Here is a 12,904-nt window from a genome sequence, read left to right as displayed (position 1 = left end):
GATACACCGGATGGCACACCTCTGCCTCAGACGCGTGCGTGCGCACTCTCTGGCATGTCCGCCACATATTCAAGATCGATAAGGGGTGCCCCGGGGTCGCGAAAGTGATCTGTGACACGGGGCGAAACGGATCAGACCGTTCTGCTGATGATCAATCAGTAAGGCGCTGGACACTTCAGCGTTAACCGTCAATACGGGCCCAGAAAAGCCTTGAATCGGGCTTGGTTGACAGCCCGTCGGCCGGTTTCACGTCGGCTCCACATAGAGGTAACGAGTTCATAAAAGCTTCACCTGTGGACGCAAATGCTTCACATGTGTGATCGTGTGCCCGCCTTCTGCCCCCGCGGCCTGCCCACTGGGGCTGTCTGTGCTGTCCTCAATCCGCCTGGTTCCCACCGGAGTAGACCGCCGTGACCGCGCCGCCTCGTTTTCTCAGCCCCTTTGTGCGCACGCGCACGCGGCTGTCCCTGACCCTCGGCCTCGTACTGGCCGCCCTCACCGCTGCCCTGCTGCCGTGGTGGCAGTCCGGCGGCTCTTCGCCGGCCACCGCCGGCGGTGCCAACGGCGCCACCGGCGCCGCCCCCGTGTCCACCGGCCCGCGCGACGAGGCCACCGCGATGGCCCAGGCCCTGCGCACCCAAGCGCAGGTACTCGTCGACACGGCCACCGACGCCACCTCGCTGACCTGGGCGCTGCCCAACGGCAGCTTCAAGACCCGGATCACGGCCGCACCCACCCGGGCGAAGAACGCCAAGGGTGAGTGGGCCCCGATCGACAACAAGCTCAAGCGGACGGCCGAGGCCCCCAGGGGACTCGGTATCGCGCCCGCGAACCCGGCCGTTCCCGTCCGCTTCGCGAGCGGCAGCGCCCACAAGGCGCGCGCCGGACGCTCGTTCGCCCGCACCGGGACACCGGGCGGGACGGTGCTCGCCGAGGTCGAACTCGACGGCCACACCGTCGCGTACACCTGGCCGGGCGCCCTGCCCGAGCCGGTCCTCGACGGGCCGCGCGCCCTGTACTCCGAGGTCCTGCCGGGCGTCGACCTGCTGCTCGTCGCCCGGGAGGAGGGCGGCATGGCACAGGTCCTGATCGTCAAGACCCCCGAGGCCGCGCGGCAGGACGCGCTCAAGACCGTCTCGTACGGCCTCGACTCCGCCACGGCCGTGTTCCGTCAGGACCGCAAGGCCAGCCGGGTCCAGGTCCTGGACAAGGCCGGCCAGGAGGTCGGATCGATTCCGACGCCGTTCGCCTGGGACTCCAGCGGCCGTGACCCCGAGCTGCCCGAGGGCGCCCCGAACCGCACCTCCGCCGCCACCCCGGACGACGTCCTGAAGCTTTCCGGACTGACCGGCGTCGAGCCCGGCGCGCAGGCGGCGCCGCTGCCGATCACCCTGGACGGCGAGAACACCCACACCGCCCGGCTCGGCCTCGGCTTCGCCGCCACCGGTCTTGCGGCGCGCGAGGACATCACGTACCCGCTGTTCGTCGACCCGCCGCTGAACCCCGGCTGGGACGCGTGGACAGTGGCCTACAAGCCGTACCCGAGCACCAGCTTCTTCAACGGCACCAACTTCTCCTCCGGTACCTCCGACGCCCGCGTCGGCCACGAGTCCGACACCGGCGGCACCGCCCGCTCCTTCTGGCGGATGGACTGGTCGAAGAGCATCAAGGGCGCGAAGATCACCAGCGCGACCTTCAAGGTGCTCAACAACCACTCCTGGTCCTGTACGAAACGCGAGTTCCAGCTGTGGCGTACCGGTGCGATCTCGTCCGGCACGACATGGAACGCGCAGCCGAGCTGGTCCGACGAGATCGAGCGCAAGTCCTTCGCGCACGGCTGGTCGTCGAGCTCCTGCAAGGACGAGTACGAGGACTTCAACGTCAAGGACGCCGCCCAGTACGCCACCGACAGGGGCGATGCGTCCGTGACCCTGGGCATGCGGGCCACGACCGAGTCGGACACCCAGACCTGGCGCAAGTTCAAGGCGACCTCGGCGACCATCGAGGCCGTCTACAACCGCAACCCGTCCGAGCCCACCAGCGGCTCCTCGACGCCCGGCGGTTCCTGCAAGCCCGGCCCCGGCGCGGGCGTGACGGTCGGCAAGACCAACATCACCCTGTCGGTGACCGCCAAGGACCCCGACAACAACATGAGCAAGGTCCGCTTCCGCTTCTGGAAGACCGGCGGCACGGTCCCGGCCGGTGTCGAGATAGCGATCGGTGCCTCCGGAGGCACCGCCAAGTACACGATCCCGTCCAGTGATCCCCTGCTGAAGGACCTCACCACCAACACCACGTTCTCCTGGGACGCGATGGGCAAGGACTCCGCCGGCGCGACGTCCTCCATCTACCCGCCGGGCACCGAGCCCTGCCGCATCACGGTGGACCCGAGCGGCCCGTCCCAGCCCACCGTCACCAGCGACGTGTTCCTCAAGGCCACCGATGACGGCGCCACATGGGCGACCGTGGCCTTCGGCCTGACCGGACCGATCACCTTCGAGTCGCCCGGGGCCGTGAAGTTCACCTACGCGTGGGGCGGAGTCAGCCCCGTCACGGTCAACGCCGACGCCGCCGGCCTCGCCACCGTCCCCGACCTGCGGCCGCCGAACGCCGGCCCCAACACGCTCCAGGTCTACGCCTACGACAGCCTCGGCAACATGAGCGCACGGACGGACCACACGACCTACGTCCCGCCGAGGGACAACGCCGACGGCCCGGGTGACACCGGCGGCGACGGCACCCCCGACCTGCTCCTCATCGACAGCACCGGCGTGCTGCGCACGTATCCGGGCCAGCCGGGCGGCGAGCTGTACGGCCAGCTCACCTCCTCGTACACGACAGGCGCCGACGGCAAGTCGACGCCGGCTCCGGCCGGTCACTGGTACAACGCGACGACCGGCAAGGCCGCGCTGATCGCGCACTACCAGGACGCCTACCCGGGCGACGGGACGACGGACCTCTTCGCCGTAGACCCGTCAGGCGGGTTCTGGCTCTACCCGGGCGACGGCTACGGCTCGTTCGACGTCGGCGACCGGATGAAGATCCGCCTCCCGTCGAACGCGCCCGCGCCGTCCACCTGGATCCAGCTCAAGGCCGTCGGTGACATCACCGGCGACAAGCTGCCCGACCTGGTGCTGCGCACCGACGCGGCCCTGTGGGTGCTCTCCGGCTACAGCGGTGCCACCATCCGGACCGCGACCCAGATGAACTCCGACGCCTGGGGGCGCCGCGACGTCGTCAACCTCGCCGACATGAACAAGGACGGCACGCCCGACCTGCTCTGGCGCAACCTCGACAACGGCAACATGTACGTGCGTCACGGGAAGCCCGGCTCCACCGCCGGCAGTGTCGACCTCAACTCCCTGATGCTGGCGGCCAACTCGCTCAACGGAGACGTCCCGTTCGGCAGCAGCTGGACCGAGGCGAACGTCGACACCGCGATTGGCATCCCGGACATCAACAAGGACGGCATCCCGGACATCTGGGCCCGGTTCGCGGCGGACGGCCACATGGCCATCTACAACCCGTCCACCACCAACACCAACGCGCCCGTGAAGACGGTCATCGGATCCGGCTGGGGCGACAAGCGGGCCTTCGGCTGACCCGGCCCGGCTGACCCGGGCAACGAAACAGCGCGTCTCGGAAGGCGGGCGCAACCACGCCGGCCGCGGGGCCGCCGCACCCTCCTGGCCTGCACCGGCACGGCCAGGAGGGTCGCCGCGCTCCCGTCCGCGGACGTGGGTGAGCAGGACCCCGCGGGCGAACGATCCCCGGTCCGTACGGGGCTTGACGGCCGGAATATGATCACGTCGATCGGCCAGGGGGGTCGGATCTTCTAGGGCCTCTGGGGGCGACACCGTGGGTGTCATCGTTGGTGCAATTATTGCGGTATTGGTCGTTCTGGTCGTGTGGTGGGTCGTCCGGACCTACAACCGCCTCGTCCGGCTGCGGAATCAGACGCAGGCCTCGTGGGCGCAGATCGATGTGCAGCTGAAGCGGCGGCACGAACTGATACCGAATCTGGTGGAGAGTGCGCGCGGCTACGCCGCTCATGAGCGCGGCACCTTCGAAGCGGTCACGGCCGCGCGCGGGGCCGCCGTCAGCGGCACGCTCGGTGTGACCGAACGGGCGGCAGCCGAGGACGCGCTCACCGCGACGCTGGGCAAACTGTTCGCGCTCGGCGAGAGCTATCCCGACCTCAAGGCGGACCAGCACTTCAGCACGGTGCAGGCCGAGCTGAGGACGGCGGAGGACAAGATCGCCTACGCGCGGCAGTTCTACAACAGTGCGGTGCAGAGCTACCACACCGCCCTCGAGAGCTTCCCGGGGAACGTCGTGTCGGGCCTGGGCGGCGCGCACGAGCGGCGCGAGTACTTCGAGGCCGCCGGCGCGGCGCAGGAGGCTGTCCAGGTGAGATTCGCGTGACACTCACCGAACAGCTCTACTGGGGCGGCGCCGCCCTGATCGTGCTCTGGCTCGTCGCCTTCGGGTTCGCGCTCGTCGCCACCCGCAACGGCGAGGTCACGCCGGGGCCCGCGACCCAGGAGTTCGGGGACGACCCCGAACCGCCGGCCGTGGTCAGCCTGCTCGGCAACGGCTGGCGGGGTGTGGAACACGCCGCCGCGGCCACCCTGCTGGACCTCGCGGCCCGCGGGCTCGTCGAGCTCCGGCAGCCGGGCGACGACCCGGCACGCAGCACCGTGCACGCCACCGAGGCCGGCCGGGCGGCGGCGGGCCTGCCGCCGTACGAGCAGCGGGTGCTGGACCGGGTCAACGCCCGCGCGGCGGACGGCGGCGCGCCCATCGGGGCGATCGCCTTCCGTGACGCCAAGCGCGCCGCCGCCTGGAACTCCTCGTTGCGCCAGGAGATCATCGCCGAGGCCCGGCAGCGCGGCCTGTCCCGGTTCCGCTACTCGCGGTTGCTCGGCTCCGCGCTGATGTTCAGCGCCTTCGTACCCGGTGCGCTGTTCACCGTGGCCGCGGTCATGGGAGGGCACAACCTGCGCGCCGCGTTCGCCGTCGGCGTGGCTCCGGGGGCCGCGCTGGCCTTCCTGCTCGGCAAGTCACTGCGCGAGCGGGCGACACCCGAGGGCCTCGAACGCGCCGGGCACTGGGCCGGACTGCGCGCCTGGCTGACGGCGCACGAGGACTTCGCCCGGCTGCCGCCCGCGTCCGTGACCGTCTGGGACCGCTATCTCGCGTACGGCACCGCGCTCGGCGTCACCAGCCTGAGCAGCCGGCTCCTCGGATTCGACTCCGGAGACCGGCGGCGCGTCTGGTCCTCGTACGGAGGGACCTGGCGCCCGGTGCGGATCCGCTACCCGCGACTGCGTCCCGGCTTCGGCGCCTCGACGAAGCGGCTGCTGTATCTGGCGGCGGGGCTGGGCGTGTTCGCGGCGTGCGTCGCCGTGTACGCGGTGCTGCGGCAGCCCGACTGGTCGGTCGTGGTCGACGCGCAGCACGGCGACTCACTGCGCCGGCCGGGTCTGGTGCTGAGCATCGGCTGGGTGGGCAGCGCACTGCTCGGGCTCGTGGTGGCGGGCACGTTCAACCGCTGGACCCTGCTCGTGGCGTTCCTCGCGATGATGCCCGGCAACTTCGCGAGCGGCAGCCACGGCTGGTTCGTCGACGCGGCGGCCCACGAGGGCCCCCTGCCCGTCGAGTTCGCCGCGATCGCCGTCTTCGGGGCACTGGCGGCGTACTTCCTGGTACTCGCCTGCCTGGAGCGGCGGGAAGCCGGCACGATCACCGGCGAGGTGCTGCGGATGGAGCCGCGCAAGGGCAGGGAGGCGGCCCGGTTCCTGGTCCTGGACGAGGGGGACACCGACCTCACCACCGCCTGGGCGCTGCCCGCCGCCTCGCAGGGCATCGCGACCGGCGCCCAGGTGCGGCTGAGGGTATCGCCGGCCACCCGCACCATCCGCTCCGCCGAGCTGGTGCGGGCCGCGATGCCGGAGGGCGACCGCGCGAGGGCCCTCAAGCAGGACGCCCCGTAGGGGAGAGGCTCCGGAGCGCCTCAGTGCTGAGGCGCTCCGGACACCGCCCGCTCTCTCACTGCGGCCCGGACGCCGGTGCCCCGGCCGTCTCACTCGCAGAAGACCCGCACGGTGGCGTCGGGGTCCTCCACGTCGACGATGACGTCGTCGAGGTGGTCGACCAGCTCCTCCAGGTGCTGCGGCTTGAGTTCGGCGAGGTCGATGGGCACCCCTGACCTGGCCAGCTCCGCGTTGACCCTGGTGAGTGCCTGCGGAGGGATGAGGCTGGCGATCCGGACCCCGGCGCGCAGCAGCTGCAACGGGACCCGGATGTTGACCCGGCTGCGCCCGTCACCGCCGGAGCCGTCCGCCGAATCCACGACCACGCGCAGGTACTTGGGCCGCGATGCCGGGCGGGACACGGCTCCGGGCGGCGACGCGGGCTGCTCGCGTTCGAGAGCGCCGATCAGACGCTCGGCCTCGTCCGCGGTGACTTGCCATCGGCCGGCATCCGCAGGACCTGACGGCGCTGCTCGTTCATGGGGAACTCCTTGCTCTTCCGGCTCATCTGATGCGTACCTGTAAGGCCGTTCGGCCCTCTTCGATCTCGAACCGGGTGCCGGGCAGCGCCCACAGCAGCCGCCGGCTCCCGCGGAGGGCGCCCGCCGGGCTCACCCGGAACCTGCGGCACGCGACCAGTCCGGCCGGCACGGCGAGCAGCAGCAGCGGCGACAGCACCAGCGCCACCGGCAGCACCGGGACGTACAGCCGTCGCCGGCGGCCGTCGGCACGCCGGCTGCCACCCTTCACGGATCCTGCGCGGAGGACCGGCGACGCCGGGTGGCACACTGGCCGCCCGTCAGCCGAAGGAGCCGCAGTGTCGATGCTCAGCAACATCCGCCGCGCGGTCCGCCGCACCCAGGGCCGTGCCGTGGACCTGAGCCATCCGGCGCGATCACCGCTGGGCAGCTCGGTGGTGAACTGCGTGGTCTACCGCGACGGCGTACGGCAGCACGGCCACGGAGACGTCGAGGACTGTCTGCGGCGCGTGCGCAAGACGGGCGACGGGTTCGTCTGGATCGGTCTGCACGAGCCGGAACGCGAGGAGTTTACCGGCCTCGCCGAACTCTTCGACCTGCACCGGCTGGCCATCGAGGACGCGGTCCAGGGTCATCACCGGCCCAAGGTGAACCGGTACGGCGACATGCTGTTCGCGGTCTTCAAGACCGTCTGCTATGTCGAGCACACGGAGCTCACCGAGACCAGCGAGGTGGTGGACACGGGCGAGCTCATGGCCTTCGTCGGCACCGACTTCGTCATCACGGTCCGGCACGGCGGGCACGGCTCCCTGGGCCCGCTGCGGAACGATCTCGAGCAGACACCCGGGCAGCTGGCCAAGGGCCCGGCCGCGGTGCTGCACGCCATAGCCGACCATGTGGTCGACGAGTACGCGGCCGTGGCCGACGCCGTGGAGAGCGACATAGAGGTCGTGGAGAACGCCGTCTTCAGTGAGAACAGCGGCCGGGGCGACGCGGGCCGCATCTACCAGATCAAGCGGGAACTGCTGGAGCTGAAGCGCGCCGTGGCGCCGCTGGACCGGCCGCTGCAGCAGCTCGCCACACGGTCCGCCCCCGTCGTCGACGCGGAGATCCAGGCGTACTTCCGTGACGTGGCCGACCACCTGGCCAGGGCCGCCGAGCAGATCGCCTCCTACGACGCGCTCCTCGACTCCATCCTCCAGGCCCACCTGGCCCAGGTCGCCGTCGCCCAGAACGAGGACATGCGCAGGATCACGGCCTGGGCCGCGATAGTCGCCGTGCCGACCATGGTGTGCGGCGTCTACGGCATGAACTTCGACCACATGCCCGAACTCCGCTGGACCTACGGCTATCCCCTCGTCCTCTGTGTCATCGCCGCCGCCTGCTTCGTCATCCACCGGGGCTTCCGTCGCAACGGCTGGCTCTGACGCCGGCGTGTGAGCGCGTACGGGAGCGGATCCGGGCTTCCTGTGCGCACCCGCTTTGTTCTGCCGCACCGCCCTGCGACTAGTTTGTGTGCAGGCAGGACAGGTACGCAGGCCCGTGCCGGCAGAGGTGCACGGGGGACAGGAGGACGGCAAGAGTGTCGCTGCGCGGAGGCGATCCAGCCGAGATCGGCGGCTATCCGCTCGAGGCCCGGCTCGGCTCGGGTGGCATGGGCACGGTCTTCCTGGCCCGTACGAGCTCGGGGCGGCCCGTCGCGATCAAGCTGATCCACCAGCAGTTCGCGGGGGACGAGGAGTTCCGCATCCGCTTCCGGCAGGAGGTGGCGGCGGCGCGGCGGGTGAGCGGCGCGTTCACCGCCGCCGTGGTCGACGCCGCCCCCGATGCCGAGCAGCCGTGGATGGCGACGACCTACATCGAGGGGCAGACGCTCGCCCAGCGCATCACGGCGAACGGCCCGCTCGACGGGGCGGAGCTGCGCAGGCTCGCCATCGGGCTGGCGGAGGCGCTGCGCGACATCCACCGCGTGGGGGTCGTCCACCGTGACCTGAAGCCCTCGAACGTCGTGCTCTCGCCCGAGGGCCCGCGCGTCATCGACTTCGGCATCTCGCGCGCCGTGGACCAGCAGACGCTGACGATGACGGGCCGGGTCATCGGCACGCCGCCCTTCATGTCGCCGGAGCAGTTGCAGGCGCCGCGGGGCGTGGGGCCCCGCTCCGATGTCTTCTCGCTGGCGACGCTGCTCGTGTACGCGGCGACGGGCCACGGTCCCTTCGACGCCGACAGCCCCTACATGACGGCGTACCAGGTCGTCCACGAGGAGCCGTCGCTGGACGCCGTGCCGGCGGCCCTGCGCGCGGTCGTCGAGTCGTGCCTGGCCAAGGAGCCCGAGGGCCGCCCGTCGGCGGACGAACTCCTCGTGCTGCTGCGGGACCTGCCGGCCGACCTCGGCGGGGCCGTCCCGAACGGTTCCGGCACGGGCCGTACCCGCGACATGCACACCCAGCACCACCTCCTGACGCGGGCCACCCCGTCGCCGGCCACCCCGCCCGGTCCCGGCACGGGAAGCACCGGCACGGCCATCGGCCGCCGTCTGCGCGGCCGCTGGCGGCCCGTGCTCGCGGCCGCGGTCGCCGTGGGGGCGATCGGCGGCGGGGTCGCCGCGGTGACCGGCGACGGCTTCGGAGGCAGGAGCGACGGCGACAAGGGCAACAGCGTCGCCGCTCCCGGCGCCACGCTCCCGGCCGGCTTCGCACCGTGGCACAAGACCGTCCCCGGCGGTATCGAGGACATCCCCGACGAGCTGCGCTGTGTCGCGCACGGCGACGCGCTGTTCTGCGGGGGCGGCGGCGTCGTCGCGACCCGGGTCAGGGCCTCGGACGGTTCACGGGTCTGGACCGCGAAGAGTCCGGGCGTCCCCGTCCAGGGCATGCACCTGGTGGGAGCCACCGACGACACGGTGCTCGGGTACCGCTTCGCCGCCCAGGACGCCCCGCAGGACCCTCGCAGCGAGGTGGTGGCCCTCGACGCGAACGACGGCGGCGAGCTGTGGTCCGTGCCGTCCGGCGCCCAGTCGACGGCCGTCACGGGCCGGACGCTGGACGCCGTGGTGGTCGGCTCCACCGTGGTGACGGTCGACGCCTCCAACTCCCGCTTCGAGGCGCGGGACGCGCACAGCGGTGACGTCACCTGGACGACCCCGTTCCCCGCGGGCACCCAGTGCGCTCCCGTCCCGGCGGGCCCCCGCTTCTTCGCGATGTGCGCGACGAACGCGGAGGTGGAGGCCCTGGAGGTGCGTCACCCCACCCTCCACGTGGTCGACCGGGCCACGGGGAAGCTGGGCGGGCCCGTCGCGGTCAACGGTCCCGCCGAGCCGGTGGGCGTCGACGACGGCAGCGTCGTACTCCTGCACCAGCACATGGAGGGACCGGCGATGGCCGGCTACGACGGGGTGGCGCGGGTCGATCCGGCCACGCGGAAGGTCACCTACGCACCACTGGCCAAGACGTACGCGGGCACGCCCGGCATGGCGGACGGCACCGTCTACGTGAGCGGACAGACCGGTCTCGTCACGGCGCTCGACCCCGCGACCGGCCGGAAGAAGTGGTCGCGGCAGACAGGGGTGGAGGGTGCGGCGGGTCCAGCGGCGGGTCCCGGCGCGCTGTACTTCAGCTCGGCCACCGGCCGGGTGGTGGCCCTTTCGCCGTCCGACGGCAGAGTGCTGTGGACAACGGATCCGCAGGCCGACGGCCTGACGGGCGAGCAGGGCGCAAGCCCGCGGGTGACCGTCGCGGGGCGGGCGCTGTTCGTCGCCGCGGCCAAGAACACGCTCTTCGCCTTCGACGCGCGGAAGCCGCCGAAGTCGGGCTGACGCGCGGCCGCGCCGGATGCCGGCCGCCGCGTGTCAGTATCGAGAACAAGAGGCACACGCAAAGGTGTTGCCCTCGGCCCTTTGGCGTGTCCGCCACGCATTGCGCACCCGAAGCCCCGTCGGTCCGGACCTCCGGTCAGCTACGGAGGCCCCAGAGGCGGATGCTTCCGTCGAAGCAGCCCACGGCGAGCGTCGCGCCGTCCGGGCTGTACGCCAGCGCGCGGACCCTCTCGGACCGCTCGGGCAGGATGAGGAGCTGCGCGCCGGAGCGGGCGTCCCGGACGATGACGGTGCCCCCGTGGTCGCCGGACACGAGCAGCCGCCCGTCCGGGCTGTACGCCAGCGCACCCACGTCCTCGGTGTGGCCGGTGAGCCGGCGGTGCCCCCGCCCGGTGCGTGTGTCCACCACGTTGACCAGCCCCTTGTCCCGGGCGGTGAGCGGTGCGCAGACGGCGGCGATGCTCTGCCCGTCCGGGCCGAACGCGAGAAGACGGACCTGGCCGTTCGGTCTGACGGACCGCGGGCGGTGCGATTTGCCCGAACGCGGGCTCCAGCGGCGCACATAGCCGTCGGTGCCGCCCGACACGAGGAGGCGGCCGTCGGGGCTGAACGCCGCCGGGCCCGTGCCGCCCGACAGATCGGCCAGGCGCTTCGCGGTGTCGGCGCTCCAGAGGCGCAGCCCCGCGTAGCTGCCGACGGCGAGGGTGTGACCGTCCGGTGCGAACGCCACGCTCACGACGGTTCCGGTGTGCCCGGTCAGCTGGGCCCGCAGCGTGTTCGTACGGCCGTCCCACAGACGTACCACCGGGCCTTCGCCTCCCGTGGCGAGTGTGCGGCCGTCGGGGGCGAACGCGAGTGTGTGGACGCGGTCATCGGTTCCGGTGAGGGGATGGAGCACCTTGCCGGTGTGCGGGTCGATCAGGCGGACGCCCGAGCGGCTGTGACCGGTGGCGAGGGCCTGCCCGTCGGGGCTGAACGCCAGGGCGTCGACGGAGCCGCCGGAGTTGCTCCTCAATGTGCGGAGCAGGTCGAACGCGACACCCGCTCCGGCGTCCGGTGCCGGGTTCGCCGCGAGGGTGGGCGTCCGGGGCCGCCGGCCGCGGTCGTGCCGGGACGTCCGCCCGGAACCCGGTGCCGCGGTCGGCAGGGTGTCCCGGGCGGTCAGCTCCGCCAGTGCCGCGGCCACCTCCCGGGTGTCCGGCCGCCGTGCCGGGTCCTTGGCCAGCAGCCCCATGACCAGCTTCTCCAACTCGCGCGGTATGCCCGGGCGGAGCGCGCTCGGCCGCGGTGGGGTCGCTTCCACGTGCTGGCGCATCAGGGCGTAGAGGGGCTGGTCGACGGGGAACGGGAGGACACCCGTCAGCATCTCGAACAGCACGACGCCCAGGGAGTACAGGTCGGTGCGCGCGTCCGCCGTCCGGCCCTGGTGCTGTTCGGGCGACATGTACGCCGGAGTGCCGAGGACCGGACCGGCCGAGGTCAGCGTCTCGGAGGTGTCGGAGACGCGAGCGATACCGAAGTCGCAGACCTTCACCCGGTCGCCCGCCTGCACGAACAGGTTGGCCGGCTTCAGATCGCGGTGGACCACCCCGTGCTGGTGGGCCGCAGCGACGGCGTCGACGGTCTGGCTCATCAGGTCCACCGCACGGGCGAACGACAGCTGCCCCGCCTGCTGTTCGGCCAGCAGCCGGGCGAGGTCGTGGCCCGTCAGCAGCTCCATGACGATGAAGCGGTACGTGTCGTGGCGGCCGGCGTCGTGCACCACCGTGATCCCCGGGTGCCGCAGTCCGGCGAGGACCTCGGCCTCGCGCAGGAAGCGCCGCTCCGAGACGGTGTCCGGCGCGACGGGCATGACCTTGACGGCGACCTCACGCCCCAGCACCGCGTCCCGGCCCAGCCAGACCTCGCCCATGCCACCGCGCCCCAACAGCCGCCGAAGCAGGTACCGGTCGGCAAGCGACACCCCGGCCGTCGCCATCCCAGACTCCATCATCGGCTCCGTTTCGCAGGCTCCGTGCCACTCGGACATCGTGCGGGACCGGTCGTACGACCGATGACCATCCAAGCGTGTGAAGTCCGGCAGGTCGAGAGCAGCGGATCGGGACGGCGACGGGCCGCTCCGGCTCACCAGGTCTTGCCGGCCTGCTCCTTGACCGTGTGGTTGAGCCGGTTGAAGAAGTTGGTCAACGCGACCTCCAGGGTGATCGCACCCAGTTGCTCCTCGGTGAAGTGGCCGGCGGCGGTGTTCCAGATCTCGTCGGTCACACCCGGGGCACCGTCCTGGATCCGGGTGGCGGCCTCGGCGAGGGCGAGGGCCGCCCGCTCCTCATCGGTGTAGAAGGGCGTTTCGCGCCACGCGACGACGTGGTGCAGCCGGTCCTCCGTCTCACCGGCCTTCTGCGCCGCCCGGACGGAGGCGAAGATGCAGGGGCTGCAGCCGTTGATCTGGCTGGCCCGCAGATGGACCAGCGAGAGGAGGCGTCCGTCCACCCCTCCGGCGTGAATCGCCTTGTAGAGGTGCTGGATCGCCGTGATCACGTCGGGATTGGCCGGGCTTGTCATGCGTGCTTCCATCA

Annotated in this window: 9 protein-coding genes; 5 read left to right on the top strand and 4 right to left on the bottom strand. The window is 71.7% G+C overall.

The annotated features are described in order from the left end of the window. The first annotated feature begins 410 nt into the window (after window positions 1-410). The 3 genes from OG408_RS05035 to OG408_RS05025 all read left to right on the top strand — a co-directional run bounded on the left by OG408_RS05035 (window position 411) and on the right by OG408_RS05025 (window position 5,996). The gene (locus OG408_RS05035) at window positions 411-3,602 is read left to right on the top strand and encodes a DNRLRE domain-containing protein (protein ID WP_326668455.1); all 3,192 of its coding nucleotides are present in this window, start codon (window positions 411-413) and stop codon (window positions 3,600-3,602) included. Window positions 3,603-3,891: 289 nt separating this feature from the next. Further along, window positions 3,892-4,425, top strand: coding sequence for a LemA family protein (locus OG408_RS05030; RefSeq protein WP_285566799.1), 534 nt, complete (start codon window positions 3,892-3,894; stop codon window positions 4,423-4,425). Continuing rightward, window positions 4,422-5,996: a DUF2207 family protein gene (locus tag OG408_RS05025; RefSeq protein WP_326668454.1), complete on the top strand. Its 1,575-nt coding sequence runs from the start codon at window positions 4,422-4,424 to the stop codon at window positions 5,994-5,996. The genes OG408_RS05030 and OG408_RS05025 overlap by 4 nt, the downstream gene beginning before the upstream one ends. Before the next feature lie 89 nt (window positions 5,997-6,085). Here the strand turns inward: OG408_RS05025 and OG408_RS05020 are convergent, their stop codons facing one another. Together OG408_RS05020 and OG408_RS05015 are read right to left on the bottom strand one after the other, a co-directional pair. Then, window positions 6,086-6,397 (bottom strand): hypothetical protein, encoded by a 312-nt coding sequence (locus OG408_RS05020; RefSeq protein ID WP_326668453.1) that lies wholly within the window; start codon window positions 6,395-6,397, stop codon window positions 6,086-6,088. 142 nt (window positions 6,398-6,539) lie between these two features. Next, window positions 6,540-6,785 (bottom strand): hypothetical protein, encoded by a 246-nt coding sequence (locus tag OG408_RS05015; RefSeq protein ID WP_326668452.1) that lies wholly within the window; start codon window positions 6,783-6,785, stop codon window positions 6,540-6,542. 73 nt (window positions 6,786-6,858) lie between these two features. On the opposite strand from OG408_RS05015, the gene OG408_RS05010 reads away from it, so the two are divergent. Together OG408_RS05010 and OG408_RS05005 are read left to right on the top strand one after the other, a co-directional pair. Continuing rightward, the gene (locus tag OG408_RS05010) at window positions 6,859-7,941 is read left to right on the top strand and encodes a magnesium and cobalt transport protein CorA (protein WP_326668451.1); all 1,083 of its coding nucleotides are present in this window, start codon (window positions 6,859-6,861) and stop codon (window positions 7,939-7,941) included. Window positions 7,942-8,096: 155 nt separating this feature from the next. Further along, window positions 8,097-10,328: a protein kinase domain-containing protein gene (locus OG408_RS05005; RefSeq protein ID WP_326668450.1), complete on the top strand. Its 2,232-nt coding sequence runs from the start codon at window positions 8,097-8,099 to the stop codon at window positions 10,326-10,328. 136 nt (window positions 10,329-10,464) lie between these two features. Here OG408_RS05005 and OG408_RS05000 read toward each other — a convergent pair whose 3' ends face one another. Further along, window positions 10,465-12,306 (bottom strand): WD40 repeat domain-containing serine/threonine protein kinase, encoded by a 1,842-nt coding sequence (locus tag OG408_RS05000; RefSeq protein WP_326668449.1) that lies wholly within the window; start codon window positions 12,304-12,306, stop codon window positions 10,465-10,467. 146 nt (window positions 12,307-12,452) lie between these two features. Beyond that, window positions 12,453-12,902, bottom strand: a complete 450-nt coding sequence (locus OG408_RS04995) for a carboxymuconolactone decarboxylase family protein (protein ID WP_285566787.1) — start codon at window positions 12,900-12,902, stop codon at window positions 12,453-12,455. Window positions 12,903-12,904 lie beyond the last annotated feature (2 nt).

The organism is Streptomyces sp. NBC_01257 (assembly GCF_035917255.1).
Classification (GTDB): Bacteria; Actinomycetota; Actinomycetes; order Streptomycetales; family Streptomycetaceae; genus Streptomyces.
This window is presented reverse-complemented; position numbering and strand designations above follow the sequence as displayed.